Consider the following 18,504-nt stretch of genomic DNA (forward strand, 5'->3'; position numbering starts at 1 on the left):
CGAATGATGGTACAGCCCTTAGCCGACGGGATAAGTTTCCGTCAAATAGCGAAAAACTGCACGCAATCCAAGCGCCTCTCCGCCCTTTGGCCGGCCGGGCTTGCTGGTGGGCCGCCAGGCGAAGGTGTCCAGATGCACCCAAGGCACATCGTCGGGTACGAATTTCTGCAAGAATAACGCCGCCGTGACCGCGCCGGCAAAGGCACCGCCGCTATTGGACGTGTCGGCAATGTCGCTGTCGAGCATCTCCATATAGGGCGCCCAAAGCGGCATGCGCCAGAGCGGGTCCGACGCTGCCTGTGATGCCGCTAATATGGCACTTGCGACGCTTTCGTCGTTGCTGAACATCGCTGGCAAATCGGGGCCAAGCGCAACGCGTGCCGCACCAGTCAATGTGGCAAAATCAATAATCAACTCCGCCTTGTCCTGTATCGCTTTGGTGAGCGCATCGGCCAACACCAATCGTCCTTCGGCATCGGTATTGTCGATTTCTACGCTGATGCCCTTACGGCTTTTGATAATGTCGCCCGGACGCATCGCGTTGCCCGCTATGCTGTTTTCTGCCGCTGCCACGAGCATGTGTAACCGCACGGGTAAATGCGCCGCCATAATCAGCTCCGCCAGTGCCAAAGCATGCGCCGCGCCGCCCATATCTTTCTTCATCAGCCGCATGCCGGAGGCTGGTTTGATATCCAGACCACCAGTGTCGAACGTAATGCCCTTGCCCACAATCGCGATACGCGGGTGGCGCGGGTCGCCCCATTCCAATTCAATCAGGCGCGGCGCATGCGCTCGCATCGCGGCCTTGCCAACGGCGTGGATGAGCGGATAGCCCGTTTCCAATGCCTCGCCAGCGGTGACTATGACCTCTGCCTTATGCGATTTTGCGATACGCTTTGCCTCAGCCTCCAACGCATTTGGCCCAAGGTCGCCCGCTGGCCGATTGACGAGATCGCGCACCAAAGCGGTTGCGGCGGCCTGTAAATTGGCCAAGGGAATGCGGGCGGGCTCGCGCACCAACAAGACCCGCGGTCCCATAAGCTTCGGCTCGGTCAGATATTCATGATAACGATATTGCCCAAGTATCCAGCCGAGCATAGCATCGCCCGCATCATAATCGGCAAGCCGATAGGTCCCTTCGGGAAGGCTGTCTGCTGCTTTAGCAAGATGCCACACACCAGGTACAGCGGCATCCGAAACGCCAGCGACGACAGACCATTCCCCGGGCTTATCTCCGGGCAAGATGGCGATATCGTTCGCATTGCCTTCAAACTTATGCGCCTTAATGGCGGTTCGGGCCGCATCGGATTGAAGCGCAAGCCAGGTTTCAAAACGGCCTTTGTCGGTGATATGAATCAGGGTGGCGGCCTGTTCATTGTCAGGCTGGATCAGATTGTCGTAACGCATAACGGCTATGATAGCCGGAATGGAACGTGAACGGGAGATAATTTAGAAATGTCGCGTATTTTTCTTTTGCTCATGCAATCGCACCGCCGCCCCGCACACCGCGTAGCCGCGACAATCCAAAATTCGCAAAAGCTGCCGGGCGCACTCGACGCCCGTCGTATCAAGTTCATTCCGCAGCGATAAGCGTTTCCGCATTCTCATTATGCACGCCCGCAAAATGCGGTGCCGAAAACACCATGACACCGTCATCAATAGGGTCTTGAGTCAGGATTTTCTTCTCTGCCGCGTAATTTTGCAAAACACGCCATGGGTGACGATCGCCATTCTTTGGTAGCTTATCGAAACTGCGCGCGAAATAGCCGGAGCTAAAGTCCGTCACAAATGGCAATTTGGGCATGTCGGGATCATCCAGCACCGGCGTCGCCACCAGTGCATTTTTGTCATCCATTTTCCATAGCAAGCGGCAAACATAATCCGCCACAATATCGGTCTTTAGCGTCCAAGATGCGTTGATATATCCAAATACGCTGGCAAAGTTCGGGATGTCGTTGAACATCACGCCCTTGTAATTGAAATGCGCACCGAAATTGACGGCTTTGCCGTCGACGCTGATGGCGGTCTTGCCCATGGTGACAAGGTTCAGCCCCGTTGCCGTGATGACGATATCGGATTCGATATGCTTGCCCGATTTCAATTGGATGCCCGTTTTGGTGAAATGGTCGATATGGTCTGTGACAACCTCCGCCTTGCCCTCGGTAATCGCCGTGAACATGTCGCTATCCGGAATGAGGCACAGGCGTTGTTCCCATGGGCCGTATTTCGGGACAAAATGGGTGTCGACATCAACCGACGCAGGCAAAGCCTCACGCGCCATATTGACCAACTTCTCCCCCAGCTTTGCAGGGTTCCGTCGCGCATACCAATAAGTGAAACGCTGCATATTGATATTGCGCCACCGCGTCAGCGCATAGGCCAGCCGCTCGGGCATGATCTTGCGCACAAACTTCGAAAACGGGTCAATGGCAGGCCGCGATACCATATAGGTTGGCGAACGTTGCAGCATGGTAACTTGCGCGCCTTGTTGCGCCATCACAGGGACAATCGTCACCGCCGTCGCGCCCGAGCCAATTACTGTAACCTTCTTACCCTTATAATCCAAATCCTTGGGCCAATGCTGCGGATGGATGATTTGACCGCCAAAGTCGGCTTCGCCCGCAAAATCGGGCTTATAGCCCTGATCATAGTCGTAATAACCAGCGCACATAAACAAGAACCGCGCCGCAAAATGCCGTTCGGCACCGCCATCGACAGCCTTGGCCGTTACGTGCCAGCGGGCATCGGGGCTCGACCAATTGGCCGAGACAACCTTGTGACCAAAATGAATGTGCGGAGAAATACCATATTCGTCAGCGGTTTCATGAACATATTCGTGAATAGAGGGGCCATCCGCGATCGTTTTTTCATGCAACCATGGTTTGAAACGATAGCCCAGCGTGTGCATGTCGGAGTCTGACCGTATACCGGGATAGCGAAACAAATCCCAAGTCCCGCCCATATCGGCGCGTTGTTCCACAATCGCATAGCTTTTGTTCGGGCATTGCATCGTCAAATGCGCCGCAGCGCCAATACCGGACAGCCCGGCACCCACAATCAAAACATCTATAGTCGTCTCAGCCTGCGCCATATGCCTCTCCATTTTGTGCTAAAAATCTTACTGACATCGTTGCAAATTGCAACTCGCTTTCGTGTGAGGGGAAATGCCGCTACGGCAGTGCTGAACATAAAGGAAATTAGGGTCAGGACCACTTAAATCCACCTTCGCGGATTGAGGCCATTTGTTAAATCGCGGTAACATTTGGCACCTTCTTTCCTCGTCCAGCGTTCTAACCTTGTCCGCTCATGAGAAAAGGAATGAGAACATGCATAAGAACGGCGACAAAATCGATGTGACTGAGGTTGAAGCGAGCGGCGGAGTCAAAAATGTCGGCCTGCGTTATGTCCTGGCCATATCGCTTTTACTGGCAATCATTATTTTATCGGCCATGTGGATGACGGGGGCCGCGCTGAATTAGCGCCCACCCTTCTTGAAATCCGGTCACGCAACGCCTAGTTCGGGAAATGCGGGCCGGGCCCCTCTGGTCGTCAGGTGACGGCGATGTCGGACCGCTTCATCGATTGAGGAGGAGACCCGAAATGAATGCAGCCGTTGGAATGCCGTGCCCTGTTTGCAAGGTGCCACTTGTCATGAGTGATCGCCAAGGTGTCGAAATTGATTATTGCCCACAATGTCGCGGCGTATGGCTGGATCGTGGTGAGCTGGATAAGATTATCGAACGCAGCGCCGCTGCCGACATGCCGCCGCAACCTGCCCCTGCCCCGCAGGCACCACCGCCACCCCAAGGCGGCTTTGCCCCACAGGGCTATCCTATGCCGCATCAAGGCTATGGCCATGGCTACCCCTATAAGAAGCGAAAGAAATCGTTTCTCGAAGAGCTTTTCGACTAGAACACAAAAAAAGGGCCGCCTTTCGGCAGCCCTTTTTTTTGCTTTTGCGGCTGATTAATCAGCTGCGGATAGGTTGATGGCCGAAGCCTTACCGTTGCGGCCAATTTCGACTTCGAAATTCACGCGCTGTTCTTTATCCAGCGTGTGCATGCCGGCTGCCTGAACAGCCGAGATGTGCACGAAGCTGTCATCACCGCCGCCATCAGGCGCGATAAAGCCATAGCCTTTGTCTGCATTGAAAAATTTTACGGTGCCTACTGGCATAATATGTTCCTTTCACGAAACAGGTGACCACCTGACAACAGCGCCAAGTGGGTAGCCAAGTCGTGGTAGGAAAAACGTTGCCCGTTCCGATTTTGTGACCGGAGACGCGCCTCAAAAATCCGTCGCGGTCGACGATAGCGTGCTACCCTTATACGCCTGATTTACATAATGTGCAAACTAGAAGCGAAAATAGCGGCTTATTCCTGCTCAGCGCCATTTTCGATCATTTGCGTCGCAGGCGTATCACTTAGTCTTTTCCGGTTGGCGACCACACTTTTGGAATAATGCGCGATGCTGCCGCTAACGATCGCCTCGGGGGTGCTACCCAGCTTTCCGGTCATCAGGTCGCAGCCAAGCTTTATGTTCGCCGCGACCTTCTCAGACACCATCCGCCCCGCCTCTTGCACAGCCGCCGGCCCGCCTTGCGCCAGACTGCCGATCCGCATCGCGATTACTATATTGGATTCGGCGGCAAGCGCCCAGGCATCCATGCCGATGTCGAACCAATTGGGGTTTTTCGGTGTTGTGGTCATGCCCAACCCTAACCCGCCCAGCCAGAATGTCACGCAGCAAAAGCACGGGCAGATTAAGACCGTTGACCAGCATTCATTGGGTGCTGCTGCCTGCACCCGATCTTCGCGCAGTTTCGCTTTCACTTTCCGCTTCGGCGTCTTGTTGCGAAGTTGCAGGCCCAACTCCCGGTATATCCGCCGGGTGCGCTTGTGATTGATCTGCCAACCCTCCCGCTGCAGCAACACATGGATACGCCGATAGCCATAGCGTACCCGCGTTGCCGCCAACTCCTTGATCCGCAGTTGAAGACTGGCCTGATCGGGACGGCGGGACTTGTAACGAATGGTCGCCCTGCTTGAAGGGAACGCATCACAAGCCCGTCGCTCACTGACCCCGTAACTGGCCTGCAAATAGCCAACCAGTTCACGGGCCCGATCAGGCCTTAAAGCTTTCGTTTGATGACATCCTGCAGCATCTCCTTGTCCAGACTGAGATTCGCCACCAATCGTTTGAGGCGAACATTCTCTTCCTCAAGCTGCTTTAGCCGCTTCATCTCAGACGGCATCAACCCACCATATTTGCTTCGCCATCGATAATAGGTCTGGATCGATATGCCAGCCTTGCGACAAACTTCCTCAACCGTCGTTCCATCCTCTGCCTGCTTCAATATGAACGCCATCTGCTGCTCGCTGAACCTACTCTTCTTCATGCCAAAATCTCCTGGCTGACAAATGCCAAACCTAACCGAGATTTTTCTCACAAAAAATGGACCAATTTGAAGGGATCAGGTCAGAATCCCTTTCATTACTGTGATGATTTCGTAGGGTGTCAGCAAAGCTCGATCCAATCGACCGTTCTTATGGTTGCATTTCGCGCAAACACCTTCCCGGAGCATGAAATCATCCGGACAGCCTAATGCTTCTGGGACGATATGCTCCAAAGATTTTGCCCCAGCTGAACCGCACCAAATGCAGTTTTCCATTTCCCTCTCCTGAGTAGAAAATGCGACCTAGGCTGGCCTTTGGAACCTAGAGTTAGATGCCGCCGTAAATATATCCACAAGCCATTCAGGATCATGATACTGAAATTGCTGAAATGCGCTTCGTTCTAGAGCGTTTGTCGATCATTCTGGGTCATATCCGCATGAGCTGAAGTAATTGGCGCATTCGTGGGGCTGGAAGATATCGACGAGGTTGCCGATCCGGGTCCAAAGGCCACTCACGGTTCGTTCTTCTGCCTTTCGCAGCATTGCTTTGAGTTTGGAAAAGGCCTTTTCGATTGGATTGAAGTCGGGGCTGTATGGCGGCAAGAACCGTAGTATTGCGCCCGCGGCCTCGATCCGTTCGCGCACTGATACCCGTTTGTGGCTGGACAGGTTGTCCATGACGACGACGTCACCGGGCCTCAGTTCCGGTACGAGCACCTGGGTGACATAGGCTTCGAACCAGTCTCCGTTGATCGGACCATCCAGCACCATCGGCGCGACCATGCCGGTCATGCGAAGGCCCGCCACCAGTGTGGTCGTTTTGCGGTGGCCATGCGGCAAGCCCATGCGCAGGCGTTCGCCTTTGGGGCAGCGGCCATGGCTGCGGGTCATGTTGGTCGCAGTCCATGTTTCGTCGATGAAGACGAGGCGCTCCGGGTCCAGATCGATCTGGCCGTCGAACCAGTCGTGCCGTTGCTTCAGGACATCGGGCCGGTCCTGCTCGATGGCATGGCCAGTCTTTTTTTACGCGTCATGCCACGGCGCACAAAGAAGCGGTGAAGCCCGGCCACAGAGACGGTCAGGCCCATCTCGGCCAAGCCCGTGCGTAACTCTTCAAGGGTGATATCCTTTCGTGCCGCCCAAAGAGCCAAAATATCGTCACTGCGCTCTTCAACCCGCCGCGAACGCATATCACCACCTTGAGGCCTCGGTGCAAAGCTGCCGGTCTCGCGCCGCTGCGCGTGCCAGCGGATCGCCGTCGATGGCGCAACGCCAAAGCGGGCAGCTGCCCCGCGACAACTCATACCATCATCAACCGCCGCCAAAAGCCGCGAACGCAAATCCATCGATAGTGGTTGACCCATCCATGCCAGCCTCCTTCACCGGCACCGATACTGAATCAGAAATCACGGCCGATGGGAATCCCCTTTCGATTCAGACGGCTCGAAAAACGCTCTAATTCAGTTAAATCTTGAGGACATTGACTTCGATAATAAATATGTTCTTTACTGTAAACCATGGTGTAAAAGTTGATTTCATCAACCTCTTGTTTTGACAATTGGATCGACATAAAGCGCCCCGGCACAGAATAGCTTGAAGGGCAATCATATCCGATAGCAAGCTGCGGAGTGAGTGGGACCAGGCATCTCGGATTGAAAGGTGACGGCGGTCCGCCAGATCGAAAATTATTCAGCATTCCGTCCCCGAAGATGAACTCACCTTCGCCAGCAGTCATGAATATATATTTGCCTCTTTGACTCATAGCTTTAGCGTAGTCTGTCAGCACGTGCCGTTGGTTGCCCGAAATGAGATGGTCTGGCACTGGTCCATCGTGAAATGGTTGAACGCCAACTCGGATTGAATTTCGAAATCCGGGGCTCCGAACTACCAACGAAGCAATGCATTCGCTTAACAAACTGGAATCTTGCTCGAACTGCCAGACGGGTAAAAACCGAGCGGAGATGTCACCAACGTTGGCGGATGAGAGCCTAACGCTATTTTCGAATAACTCGATCAGTTCACGAAAACCGGTATCAGCTCGACCAAATATATACTCAAAACTCTCGTCCCACACCGTAGGCACGTCAGCTATTTGAATTCGATGCGCATTCCTTATTTGACCAAACGTGCCGTTCTTTGAAGTTTTAATTTCACCCCTGCTATTCCTTCTATGGACTAGTCCTTCAGGATTTCTCCAGTATCGCTGCAGACTTTTTGGAAAATAATGGTGCTCGGCACTCTTTGTTCGTTTGTGAGGCAGGGTTGGTTTTTTCATAGTGTCGACAGCACCCTCCTTATTTGGCTAAATATCAATCATGCTCCCGATCACCAACACCCATATACAACTCCCGCCCGGTTTCGTCATAGACCTTGCTCATTTGCGCCATGCCGGCCTCTGCTTCTTCGGCGGCGACGAAATTGTCCGCTGACTGGTTCTGCAACCGCGCAAACTCCCGCACTTCCTGGCTGATCTTCATCGAACAAAACTTAGGCCCGCACATGCTACAGAAATGCGCGGTTTTGGCGCCTTCGGCTGGCAGCGTCTGGTCGTGATATTGCTCCGCGGTGTCGGGGTCGAGGCTCAGGTTGAACTGGTCGCGCCAGCGGAATTCGAAGCGTGCCTTGCTTAGTGCATCGTCGCGGACTTGCGCGGCGGGGTGGCCCTTGGCCAAGTCGGCGGCATGCGCGGCAAGCTTATAGGTGATCACGCCGACCTTCACATCGTCACGGTCAGGCAGGCCCAAATGCTCTTTTGGCGTGACGTAGCAGAGCATCGCGGTGCCGTACCAACCGATCTGCGCCGCGCCGATGCCGCTGGTGATATGGTCATATCCCGGCGCGATGTCGGTGGTGAGCGGTCCAAGCGTGTAGAATGGTGCCTCGCCACACGCCTCCAACTGCTTTTCCATATTCTCTTTGATCTTGTGCATCGGGACATGCCCTGGCCCTTCGATCATGACCTGAACATCCTGCGCCCATGCGCGCTTCGTCAGCTCACCCAGCGTATAGAGCTCGGCAAATTGCGCTTCGTCATTGGCGTCGTAAATGCTGCCGGGGCGCAGGCCGTCACCAAGGCTGTAGGCGACGTCATAGGCCTTCATAATCTCGGTGATTTCGTCAAAGCGTTCGTAGAGGAAGCTTTCCTTATGATGCGCCAAGCACCATTTCGCCATGATGCTGCCGCCGCGTGACACGATGCCCGTCATGCGCTTTGCCGCCAATGGAACATAAGGCAGGCGGACGCCCGCGTGGATGGTGAAATAATCGACGCCCTGTTCAGCTTGCTCAATCAACGTATCGGCGAAGATTTCCCATGTCAGGTCTTCTGCCACGCCGCCGACCTTTTCCAGCGCCTGATAAATCGGCACAGTGCCGATGGGAACAGGCGAATTGCGGATGATCCATTCGCGGGTGTCGTGGATGTTACGGCCAGTGGACAGATCCATAACGGTGTCAGCACCCCAACGGATCGACCAGACCATCTTGTCGACCTCAGTCGCGACATCGGACGCAACCGCGCTGTTGCCGATATTGGCGTTGATCTTCACAAGGAAATTGCGGCCGATCGCCATCGGTTCGGATTCAGGGTGGTTGATATTGTTGGGAATGATCGCGCGGCCACGGGCGATTTCGTCGCGGACAAATTCGGGCGTGACATAATCGGGGATCGACGCGCCAAAGCTTTCACCATCGCGCTTATATTCGGCCAGCCGCGCGCGGCCCAGATTTTCGCGCTCGGCGACATATTCCATTTCAGGCGTGATGATGCCCTTACGCGCATAATGCATTTGGCTGACGTTCATGCCGGGCTTTGCACGGAGCACTTGTTTGCGGACATTGGGGAATGGCGCGACGCCGCCGCTGCGGTCGGGGCCAAGCTGACCATTGTCTTCGGGTTTTACCTCGCGCTGGGTGACTTCAGTCACATCGTTGCGCGTCATGATCCACGGGCGGCGCAGTTCGGGAAGGCCAACGCTAATGTCGATGCGGGCGTTGCTGTCGGTATAGGGGCCGCTGGTGTCATACACGCGCACAGGTGGCTCGCCGGAGCTAGGTTCCAAATGGATTTCGCGCATCGCGACGTTCAACGGGCCAACATGGATTTTCTTGCTACCCCGAATAGGGCCAGTGGTGACGCCGATCTCAGTGCGTGCGGGAACGTCTGCCATTATCTCTCTCCAAAATGTCATAAGGAAAGCGAGTAAGCGTGAAGACCGGGCTCGGTCCTCGCCAGTCCCCCGGACTGACTGCGGTCTCACCTCCCTACGCCCGTGCAAACGGGATCAGGTTCAGCGGGTCGCGGGCATATCAGCACCGCCTCTCAGTCGTTCGACTCCCCGGGGATAAAATGAGATAGCCGAGGTGGCGCAGTCAGTCCAGCAAGATAAATATCGCGACGGTGATGACCATCAACGCAAATATCGTGCGGGCAATTGCGGTGCGTTTTTCCAGCAGCTTCGCCAATGGCAATGCGGCCAATGTTCCGCCTGCACCGCCGACAACTAACGCACCGAACAGTGGCCAGATCAGCTGTCCTGACGCGGCATAAGACAGGCTGGTTGCTCCGCCAAACAAGCTGACCGACACCAAAGACGATGCGCCAGCGTTGGCGAGCGTCATGCCGGTAGACGCCATCAGCCCCGGCGCAATGAGGAACCCACCGCCAATGCCGAAAAACCCTGCGGCAAGGCCCGCAATCAAGCCGATCGGCGCAAGTTTCAGCACCATCGGAGGCGTAAGACGCACAGCAGGGTCGCCATCGCTTTTCTTTGGAATGAGCATGGAACCTGCAATGGCGATCATCGCAATTGCAAACCACATCAGCAATGCGTCACCATCCACTTGCTTTGCCAATTGTGCGCCCACAAGCGCGCCTGCGAGCCCGGCTATCCCGAAGGTAATCGCGCAAGGCCATTTGACTCGCCCTGCCCGTGATTGGGCGGCAAGGCCGATGGACGCATTCACCGCGACCGCCGCTGCGGATGTGCCAATCGCGGCGTGTGTGTCCGTCAGGCCAACAACATAAATCAGCCACGGCGTTGCCAACACCGACCCGCCGCCGCCAAACAAAGTCAGAAGCAGCCCAATTAAGGCGCCGCCAAGTCCGGCAAGCAACAGTGTCTCCATCGCCATGTCAGATGGACTTCACACGGTTCCACGGGGCAAGCATCAACAATCGTGCCATGCCGCAAAATCCGCTGATGCCAGCAAAGGTCAACCCTGCCCCGACGAACCCAGATAGACCAAACCATGCAGGAGAAACAAGAAAGCCAAGCAGAACGCCGATGAGCACAAGCGAACCTGCGGCAATCTGAACCTGACGCATAATCTCCATCGGCGCGTCGGCATTGGTTGCCACGGGCAAGCCAGCCTTGGTCCATGCATCCAGCCCGCCCTGCATTACAAAGGCATCGCCGTTCACCCGCGCGGCAAGGCGATCACAGGCACCAGCGGTGCGCATGCCCGACCTGCAGGTGAAAATTACATCGGCGTCGGGATCAACCGACAGATGCGCCTTTTCCCATGTCGACAGCGGTTGTGACTGGGGGCCAGTGATATGGCTGCGGACAAATTCATCTGCCTCCCGAATGTCGACCAAGATGGCGCGTCCGGCATCGAGACGTTCACGCACCTGTTGCGGTGTAAGTGGGTGGAGTAAAGCGGTCATATATGCGTCCTCATTTCGGGTGGACAGAAGAGTTCGGCCAGCGTCTGCATGATGCGCATCGCGGCCTGGTCGGCGACACGGTAATAGATTGTTTGGCGTTCACGCCGTGTCGCCACAACGCCTTCGTCACGTAAAAGTGCCAAATGCTGCGACAAGGCGGATTGCGACAGGCCAATACGCGATTGGATTTCACTCACCGATAGTTCGCCATCGGCAAGCTGGCACAAGACCATCAGCCGTTTTTCATTGCTCAGCAGACGCAACAACGCCGCGGCGCGGCCAGCACTTTCCTCAAACAGGCTGAGGTCAAAACGGGTCATATCAAACATGATGTGATTATATGCTTTTAATCTAATTTAGCAATTGCTAATATAAATGAAGAAGGAGACGACTCATGCATCCGTCCATCCAAGCTTTTTTCGATCATGCGACCAATACCGTCAGCTATATTGTCTACGACCCCGCCACGAAAAAAGCCGCGATCATTGACCCCGTCCTCGATTTCACGCCGCGCAATGGTCGCATAGCAACAACTTCCGCTGATGCGCTGCTCAAGGCGGCGGCAGGTCAGGGTCTCGACATCATCTATGTGTTGGAAACGCACGCTCATGCCGACCATCTTTCGGCCGCGCATCATCTACGCCAAGTCACGGGTGCCCCTGTTGTCATTGGCGCGCAGATTACGCAGGTTCAAACAATATTCGGCGCATTGTTTGAAGCCGACGATGTCACCCATGACGGGGCAGCTTTCGACCGCTTGGTACAGGACGGCGATAGTTTGCAACTTGGTAACCTCTCAATCAACGTTCTGCACACGCCCGGCCACACGCCCGCTTGTGTAACTTATGTCATCGGTGATGCGGCATTTGTCGGAGACACCATGTTCATGCCGGATTATGGCACCGCGCGCGCCGATTTCCCTGGCGGAAGCGCGCACGCGCTTTACGGGTCCATACGCAAGATACTCGACCTGCCGCCTGAAACGCGCATTTTTGTCGGCCATGATTATTTGCCCAAAGGGCGAAGCGAATATGTCTGGGAAACGACCGTTGCCGACCAGCGCGCGCACAATGTCCACATGCATGACGGCATCAGCGAAGCAGAGTTCATTGCAATGCGGACCGCGCGCGACAAAACATTGGAGGCGCCGCAACTCATCCTGCCAGCGCTTCAGGTGAATATCAGAGCTGGCGCGCTACCACCGGCATCACCGGGCGGGCATGTCTATCTAAGATTGCCGATAAACGCGCTCTAGCGCGGCTCCCTCGTCAAAAGGTGTAGCTGATCCCGCCCGCCATAAACCATTGGTCCGCGTCGCCGCGCAGCGATGTGACGGGTGATCGTGCGGCATCGTTGGTTAACCGGGAATAATTGATGAGACCATAGATTCCCCATCCGCCATCGCGCGCGTCGCCTGATAAATCGACCGCGCCGAGCAGGCTTGCGCCATAGCTTTTCCAGCCGCCCTTCGCGTCGAATAGCGGCAGTCCGCTTGCGATGCTACCGGCTTGATCGATGCTGAAATAGGTATCGGCGTAGTTACCGTCTACATGCGTTGCCGACAGGCTGAACATAGTAAATATCGCGGTCGACAATGGCGTAGCATAGCTGATGCTTGGGCTGATGATGCGGCCCTTATGTGCGCCGGCCACATCCCACTGAATGTCGCTGGAAATGGTTACGACATCGAAGCGATGCAGTATTTTGGAGAATGACACCCCAGCGGTGGCACCGACCTCGATAGCGACATCTTCCTTGCCCAGCAAACGGACCACGGGGTCCTTGATATCGCCATTGCGGTCCATGCGGAAACGTAACAAAGGGCCTGCGAGGAATTTCACATCCTTGCCACTGTTTCCATCGGCGATGAGGTCAACATACAGCCCCGGGCCACGTGCGCCAAAGTCAATGCCTTTGACGCTACCTTGAACAAGCGGTGCCGGAAAAAGTTCATATTGGTCGGACCCATCGTAGCTGGGACTTAAGCCTGCACCAAGGCCAACCGTCACCCAGTCACCGGCAAATACGCTGCGATTGGGGCGTTCGTCTGCGGGCGCTTGATCTTCTTGAGCAAAGGCAGGTGCGCAAAGCGCGACGCTAGCAAACAAGGCGGCGGCGCAGTATTTAAAGATCGTCATGAAATGCTCCCGTTGAACCAGATATGGGAACGACCCAAATGTTCACTTAGTTCCTCTTACACTAAAGCTATGCGCATTAGAGCATATATTTCATTTTAACCCGCTGGCTGACTTCAGGGGCATCAATGGCAAAAGCGGCAGCTTTGAACTTCGGCGGCCCAGTGACGATCGCGGGGTTGCGCGAAAAACCAAAGCCTTCTTTCGGAACGAATATGGCCATGTCCATTTTGCTATTGCCATTTTCATCATGGACCAAGGCTACGGCATAGGTGCCTTGGGTAATGCCGCGGAAGGAAACCTGCGCAGAATCGCGCGCTGGCACAGTGGCGCGAAAGCTTTTCGGATCTTTACCGCAGTCGGGGAAAAAGCGGGGATTTGCGGTAACGCAGACCAGAATATTGCCCTTCATACTGCGCAGGCCGTAAATATTGACCTCAAGCGTTGCCGGGGATGCTGTTGCCTCAGCCGCGCTCGTGAGGGCGGCGGCTCCAATCGCCGAGGCCAAGATCAGTGCCGCACATTTTGTCCCAAAACCTGAAATATAAACCATAATTCCCCCTATATGCGTCATGGTGCTTCTGGTGGTGCGTCGCCGTTATCAGCCAGCGCCCCAACCTGCCATTAACTATGAATTTGGGAAAGCATTCCCACCCCATATGGTTGGTCACGCCCATGATCGTCATGATCGCTAACACAGCGCCCAATGCCCCAACATGAACGGGTATTAGAAAAACCAGCACGGGTATGACGAACGCGCCGGACAACGCCTCCCATGGATGAAAGGCCATCGCGGCCCAAGCGGTCGGCGGGCGGCTTTCATGGTGAACCGCATGTGCAGCCTTGAACCAAAATGGTCGATGCATCAGGCGGTGCGTCCAATAAAACCACGTATCATGCGCCCCTAAATACAGGAAAACCGAAACCGGAAGATACCACGCAGGAAACGCGTTCACGTCGGTGTAGATCTGCGTCCAGCCAAAGCTATCCCAGCCCCAGGCAACAATACCGGCAGGAATGCCATAGATGGCAGCGCTGGCAAGGCTCCAACCGATTTCGCGCTTAATCTGGATATCAAGGCCAGCATATAGCCCGGGTTCCCGGATCTTGGTTGCCCAAGCGAACGCGCCGCTGACAAGCAAATAGCGCGTTCCCACAATCGCCGTCATCGCCGCAGCAGACAAAATCAAGACAAGCAAGCTATCCATATCGTGGCCTTAGCCTTTTTGCGATTACTTTAGCAAATTGCGCGTTTTGAACGTTTTCGGGCCGGATATACTGATAACATCACCATCATGCATGACCGATATTGGCCCGTCATAACGGGTGCCCGCTTCACCTAATAACGCAAACTCGAGCAATTTGGGTACAGACGGCACGATATGCGTGAAGGCGATCATGCCCACATCGGCCGACGTGGCAACATCGGCGGCCAGTTCGGGGCTGATATGGTAATTTTGGATGTCGTCAAAAATTTTGGCGCGGTTGGCCATGCCAGCCTTTTGCGCGCTGTTGGCGAGCGTAGCGACGATCCGCGGGGAAAGCAGCTCGCTCAACAACAGATCCGAACCCTTGGCCGCAACCGCAAGTTTCGGCGTAAACGCCGTGTCGCCTGTGATCGTGACGCTCTTGCCATTATAATCGACGCGATAGCCAAATGCGGGAGTGATTGGGTCATGGTCGACGGCAAACGCCGTGATACGGACGCCGTTGCCCGCATACACTATCCCCGGCTGGATAGCCGCGCCTGTCATACCAAAGCCGGACGGCGGCACAACGGCTTCGCCATGATGCGCAACACGGTAAGTGGAATCAATGCGATAGGCCGCGTTCAACCCGTCAGTGATTTCGGAGACGCCACTGGGGCCGGACACCTTCAAAGGCGTTTTGGCGCTCGTCCCTGCCCAGCGTTGCAAGGTAAATGGGCCAAGGCCTTCGAAATGGTCGCTGTGTAAATGCGTCAGCCACACGCCTTGCACTTTATCCAGAGGCATCCCCATCAGGGACAATGTTTCGCCAGAACCTTCACCCATGTCGAATACGAACAGCCTACCACTGGCGATAACCACAGTACAGGCGGCGGCGCGATCGCGACTTGGTAAGGGGGAACCCGTGCCACAGAAACCGACATGCAGTTGGTCAGCCGGCAAATCCGCCATCACGTTGCGCGCCATAGCGCCATCTGCGGCGCGACTAACAAGCGCCATCGCGATTGTGTCGCGCTGCGTATAAGCAACCGCGCACACGAGCCCGATTAGCCCAAGCACCCCCAAAAGCCATTTTTTACGCATGTTCACCCCCCATATGCAGCAGCTTTCGCTGCGAACCGTGCGCGACTCCTACCTATCTTGCGTCTGAATAGCATGTAGAAAATATTGCGCCATCGCGCCGCTGTTGAAAATGATGGCTTAGGGTCAGGACCACTTAAATCCACCTTCGCGGCGTCAAGACGTCCTTCGGATTTGACCCACACTGTCCATTGCCACGTTGGCAAGCTTGGACTTAGAACCACTAAGCCCTGCGCTTGCCGCCTTGCACTGAACAATATGGCCTCAAACCGCGAAGGTGGATTTAAGTGGTCCTGACCCTAGAAAGCTGTGCATTACAGTGGCAGGGGCCTTTCCCTTGCAAAATGCCTGCGCTAGGACATTGGCGTGACTTTCGAAAACATCAAATGCGACGTTGCCATTGTTGGTGGTGGTCTAGCTGGCGGGCTGATCGCGCTGGCACTTGCAGAGACGCGGCCCGAGTTACATGTTGTACTGATCGAACAAGGTCAAAGCTTTGGCGGCAATCATATCTGGAGCTACTTTGCGAGCGACATTTTGCCTGAGCATCGCTGGCTGACCGCGCCTTTGGTCACTTATGGCTGGTCGGGTTATGACGTGAAATTTCCCGCGCACAGCCGGTCGCTTGATAACATTTATTACACCATCGAATCTGAACGCCTCGATTGGGTTTTGCGGCATAATCTGCCGGCATCTTCCTTAATGCTTGGCCGAGAAGTGAAAGCGGTTTCACCGCGTCTCGTGGTGCTCGACGGCGCGCAGCGGATCAACGCAGGCGGTGTTATCGATGTGCGCGGCGCTGGCGATTTGTATCATCTCGACTGCGGTTGGCAAAAATTCACGGGTCAGTTGATGCAATTGTCCGAGCCGCACAACATCACCAAGCCAATCGTCATGGACGCCACGGTGGACCAACATGACGGCTATCGTTTCGTTTACGTCCTGCCCTTTGCGATGGATAAGCTGTTTGTCGAAGACACTTATTATAGCGACAAGCCCGACCATGACCCGCGCATTTTGCGGCAACGGCTGGCGGCTTATGCTGACGAAAAAGGCTGGAAAGTCGAACGCATCTTGCGAGAGGAAAATGGCGTTTTACCGGTTGTCATGGGCGGCGATCTGGAAAGTTATTGGAATAGTGGCAGCGGTCGGACCGCCAAGGCCGGCGCGCGGGGTGCCTTTTTTCAACCCGTCACCAGCTACTCCCTGCCTGACGCCGTGCGCAACGCGATTTTCATTGCAGAGCAGCCGGAACTTGACGGTGACAAATTGAACCTCGCGCTGCGTCAACGGGCGGAGGAGCATTGGCGTAAGGGCAAATTCTTCCGCATATTGAACCGCATGCTCTTCCGCGGCGCAGATGGTGCGGACCGGTATAAGATATTGGAACGATTTTACCGGCTAACGCCCGGATTGATCGAGCGCTTTTACGCTGGAAATACGACGCTTGGGGATAAGGCGCGGATCCTCTCCGGTAAGCCACCCATTTCCATAGGACGGGCGATAAAAGCGATCCGGAGCAAAAAAAGGTGACCAAGACAGCCGCCATTATCGGTGCCGGTTTTGGCGGCCTCGCCCTCGCCATCCGCCTGCAGTCCGCAGGTATATCGACCACAATAATCGAAGCGCGGGACAAGCCCGGTGGCCGTGCTTATTATTGGGAGAAGGATGGCTTTACCTTTGATGGTGGCCCGACCGTTATCACTGATCCGCCATGCCTGGAAGAATTATGGGCGCTGTCTGGTCACAAGATGGCGGACGATGTTGAATTGATGCCTGTGTTCCCGTTTTACCGCCTCAACTGGCCGGATGGTACGAATTTCGATTACTCCAACGATGCGCCGGGGCTGAAAACGGAGATCGAGAAGTTAAACCCCGAAGATGTTGAGGGCTATCGCAAGTTTCTCGAATATTCAAAGGGCGTATATGAACAGGGCTATCAAAAGCTTGGTTCGGTTGCGTTTCTCGACTTTGCCTCCATGATAAAGGCCGCGCCAGCGCTGACGAAATATCAGGCATGGCGCTCGGTTTATTCGATTGTCTCTTCTTACGTCAAAGATGAAAAATTACGCGAAGCGCTGTCGTTTCACACCTTGCTCGTTGGCGGCAATCCGATGAGTACCAGCGCAATTTATGCGCTCATCCACACCATCGAAAAAGAAGGCGGCGTATGGTTTGCCAAGGGCGGCACAAACCGCCTCGTCAATGCCATGGTAACGCATTTCGAACGGCTTGGCGGGGCCGTTCGTTTGGACGATGCCGTCGCAGAAATTGAAACACGCGGTGACAAGGTCATAGGCGTGCGGACAAAATCGGGTTGGCGCATGGATTGCGACATGGCAGCATCAAATGGCGATGTGATGCACACGTACAAAGATTTGTTGACCGGTAACAAGCGAGGCGAACGGGCAAGCAACGCCCTTCATCGTAAAAGCTGGTCGCCTTCTTTGTTCGTGCTGCATTTGGGCATAAAGGGCACATGGCCAGGTATCCCGCACCACATGATATTGTTCGGCCCGCGCTATAAGGGGTTGCTGGACGACATCTTCAAATATGGTGTCGTGCCAAAGGACTTCTCGCTCTATTTGCATCACCCGACCATCACCGACCCCAGCCTTGCGCCCGAAGGCTGCTCCACCTTTTATGCCCTCGCACCCGTCGCCCATTTGGGTAAGGCCCCGCATGATTGGGATGGCGATGTGGGTGAGGCGATGAAGGAACGGATATTGGACGAGCTGGAACGCCGCCTGATCCCCGATATCCGAAGCCGCATCATCACCCAGTTCCATTATACACCCGCAGATTTTAGCCGCGACTTGTCAGCGCATTTGGGCAGCGCGTTCAGCCTTGAACCCGTCCTCTGGCAATCGGCCTATTTGCGCGCGCACAACCGCGATGACGCGATATCGAACCTGTATTTTGTCGGCGCAGGTACGCACCCCGGCGCTGGCATCCCCGGTGTTGTGGGCAGCGCAAAAGCAACAGCCGCATTAATGTTAGAGGCTATGAAAGGATAAT

The 18,504-nt window shown here is 55.2% G+C and carries 18 protein-coding genes, 1 pseudogene and 1 riboswitch; of the genes and pseudogenes, 5 read left to right on the forward strand and 14 right to left on the reverse strand.

From position 1 onward, the window contains the following. Positions 1-18: 18 nt before the first annotated feature. Together HEQ18_RS05590 and HEQ18_RS05595 are read right to left on the reverse strand one after the other, a co-directional pair. The gene (locus HEQ18_RS05590) at positions 19-1,407 is read right to left on the reverse strand and encodes a leucyl aminopeptidase family protein (protein WP_432815839.1); all 1,389 of its coding nucleotides are present in this window, start codon (positions 1,405-1,407) and stop codon (positions 19-21) included. A gap of 166 nt (positions 1,408-1,573) precedes the next feature. Then, positions 1,574-3,091 carry a flavin-containing monooxygenase gene (locus tag HEQ18_RS05595; RefSeq protein WP_432815840.1) on the reverse strand — a complete coding sequence of 506 codons (1,518 nt, stop codon included), beginning with the start codon at positions 3,089-3,091 and terminating at the stop codon, positions 1,574-1,576. Between the two features lie 235 nt (positions 3,092-3,326). On the opposite strand from HEQ18_RS05595, the gene HEQ18_RS05600 reads away from it, so the two are divergent. Both HEQ18_RS05600 and HEQ18_RS05605 read left to right on the forward strand, forming a co-directional pair. Continuing rightward, on the forward strand, positions 3,327-3,479 hold the full coding sequence (locus HEQ18_RS05600) for a hypothetical protein (RefSeq protein WP_397603585.1): 153 nt from the start codon (positions 3,327-3,329) through the stop codon (positions 3,477-3,479). A gap of 121 nt (positions 3,480-3,600) precedes the next feature. Next, positions 3,601-3,912: a zf-TFIIB domain-containing protein gene (locus HEQ18_RS05605; RefSeq protein WP_296200265.1), complete on the forward strand. Its 312-nt coding sequence runs from the start codon at positions 3,601-3,603 to the stop codon at positions 3,910-3,912. Positions 3,913-3,966: 54 nt separating this feature from the next. Here the strand turns inward: HEQ18_RS05605 and HEQ18_RS05610 are convergent, their stop codons facing one another. The 8 genes and pseudogenes from HEQ18_RS05610 to HEQ18_RS05645 form a co-directional block, all read right to left on the reverse strand. After that, the gene (locus tag HEQ18_RS05610; protein ID WP_185739799.1) at positions 3,967-4,176 is read right to left on the reverse strand and encodes a cold-shock protein; all 210 of its coding nucleotides are present in this window, start codon (positions 4,174-4,176) and stop codon (positions 3,967-3,969) included. A gap of 596 nt (positions 4,177-4,772) precedes the next feature. Next, positions 4,773-5,398 (reverse strand): annotated as a pseudogene (locus HEQ18_RS05615) (transposase); the annotation flags it as partial. Positions 5,399-5,812: 414 nt separating this feature from the next. Further along, positions 5,813-6,759, reverse strand: a protein-coding gene (locus HEQ18_RS05620) for an IS630 family transposase (RefSeq protein WP_432814446.1) whose coding sequence is annotated in 2 segments (ribosomal slippage) — positions 5,813-6,420 and positions 6,420-6,759 — 948 coding nt in all. Because the reading frame shifts where the segments join, the coding sequence is not laid out codon by codon here. Between the two features lie 35 nt (positions 6,760-6,794). After that, positions 6,795-7,670: a hypothetical protein gene (locus HEQ18_RS05625; RefSeq protein WP_432815841.1), complete on the reverse strand. Its 876-nt coding sequence runs from the start codon at positions 7,668-7,670 to the stop codon at positions 6,795-6,797. A gap of 34 nt (positions 7,671-7,704) precedes the next feature. After that, entirely contained in the window at positions 7,705-9,564 is a 1,860-nt protein-coding gene (gene thiC, locus HEQ18_RS05630; RefSeq protein WP_432815842.1) for a phosphomethylpyrimidine synthase ThiC, read from the reverse strand. 74 nt (positions 9,565-9,638) lie between these two features. After that, positions 9,639-9,745: riboswitch (TPP riboswitch) on the reverse strand. Positions 9,746-9,766: 21 nt separating this feature from the next. After that, positions 9,767-10,528 (reverse strand): sulfite exporter TauE/SafE family protein, encoded by a 762-nt coding sequence (locus tag HEQ18_RS05635; RefSeq protein ID WP_432815843.1) that lies wholly within the window; start codon positions 10,526-10,528, stop codon positions 9,767-9,769. 1 nt (position 10,529) lies between these two features. Beyond that, on the reverse strand, positions 10,530-11,063 hold the full coding sequence (locus HEQ18_RS05640; RefSeq protein ID WP_432815844.1) for a rhodanese family protein: 534 nt from the start codon (positions 11,061-11,063) through the stop codon (positions 10,530-10,532). Beyond that, entirely contained in the window at positions 11,060-11,392 is a 333-nt protein-coding gene (locus tag HEQ18_RS05645; RefSeq protein ID WP_397606301.1) for an ArsR/SmtB family transcription factor, read from the reverse strand. Before HEQ18_RS05645 ends, HEQ18_RS05640 begins: the two co-directional genes overlap by 4 nt. Before the next feature lie 65 nt (positions 11,393-11,457). Between HEQ18_RS05645 and HEQ18_RS05650 the strand changes: the two genes are divergently transcribed. Then, the gene (locus HEQ18_RS05650) at positions 11,458-12,318 is read left to right on the forward strand and encodes an MBL fold metallo-hydrolase (RefSeq protein WP_432815845.1); all 861 of its coding nucleotides are present in this window, start codon (positions 11,458-11,460) and stop codon (positions 12,316-12,318) included. Between the two features lie 13 nt (positions 12,319-12,331). On the opposite strand, the gene HEQ18_RS05655 is transcribed toward HEQ18_RS05650, so the two are convergent. From HEQ18_RS05655 to HEQ18_RS05670, 4 genes are all read right to left on the reverse strand, one after another. Next, positions 12,332-13,201, reverse strand: a complete 870-nt coding sequence (locus tag HEQ18_RS05655; RefSeq protein ID WP_432815846.1) for a MipA/OmpV family protein — start codon at positions 13,199-13,201, stop codon at positions 12,332-12,334. 76 nt (positions 13,202-13,277) lie between these two features. Then, entirely contained in the window at positions 13,278-13,706 is a 429-nt protein-coding gene (locus HEQ18_RS05660) for a DUF2141 domain-containing protein (protein WP_432815847.1), read from the reverse strand. Continuing rightward, the gene (locus tag HEQ18_RS05665; protein WP_397603427.1) at positions 13,663-14,406 is read right to left on the reverse strand and encodes a sterol desaturase family protein; all 744 of its coding nucleotides are present in this window, start codon (positions 14,404-14,406) and stop codon (positions 13,663-13,665) included. Before HEQ18_RS05665 ends, HEQ18_RS05660 begins: the two co-directional genes overlap by 44 nt. A 24-nt stretch (positions 14,407-14,430) precedes the next feature. Then, positions 14,431-15,489 (reverse strand): MBL fold metallo-hydrolase, encoded by a 1,059-nt coding sequence (locus HEQ18_RS05670; RefSeq protein WP_432815848.1) that lies wholly within the window; start codon positions 15,487-15,489, stop codon positions 14,431-14,433. Positions 15,490-15,852: 363 nt separating this feature from the next. On the opposite strand from HEQ18_RS05670, the gene crtY reads away from it, so the two are divergent. Together crtY and HEQ18_RS05680 are read left to right on the forward strand one after the other, a co-directional pair. Then, positions 15,853-17,019, forward strand: coding sequence for a lycopene beta-cyclase CrtY (gene crtY, locus HEQ18_RS05675; RefSeq protein ID WP_432815849.1), 1,167 nt, complete (start codon positions 15,853-15,855; stop codon positions 17,017-17,019). Then, on the forward strand, positions 17,016-18,503 hold the full coding sequence (locus HEQ18_RS05680; protein WP_432815850.1) for a phytoene desaturase: 1,488 nt from the start codon (positions 17,016-17,018) through the stop codon (positions 18,501-18,503). The genes crtY and HEQ18_RS05680 overlap by 4 nt, the downstream gene beginning before the upstream one ends. Position 18,504 lies beyond the last annotated feature (1 nt).

The organism is Sphingorhabdus sp., from assembly GCF_050921905.1.
In the GTDB taxonomy this organism is placed as follows: Bacteria; Pseudomonadota; Alphaproteobacteria; order Sphingomonadales; family Sphingomonadaceae; genus Sphingorhabdus_B.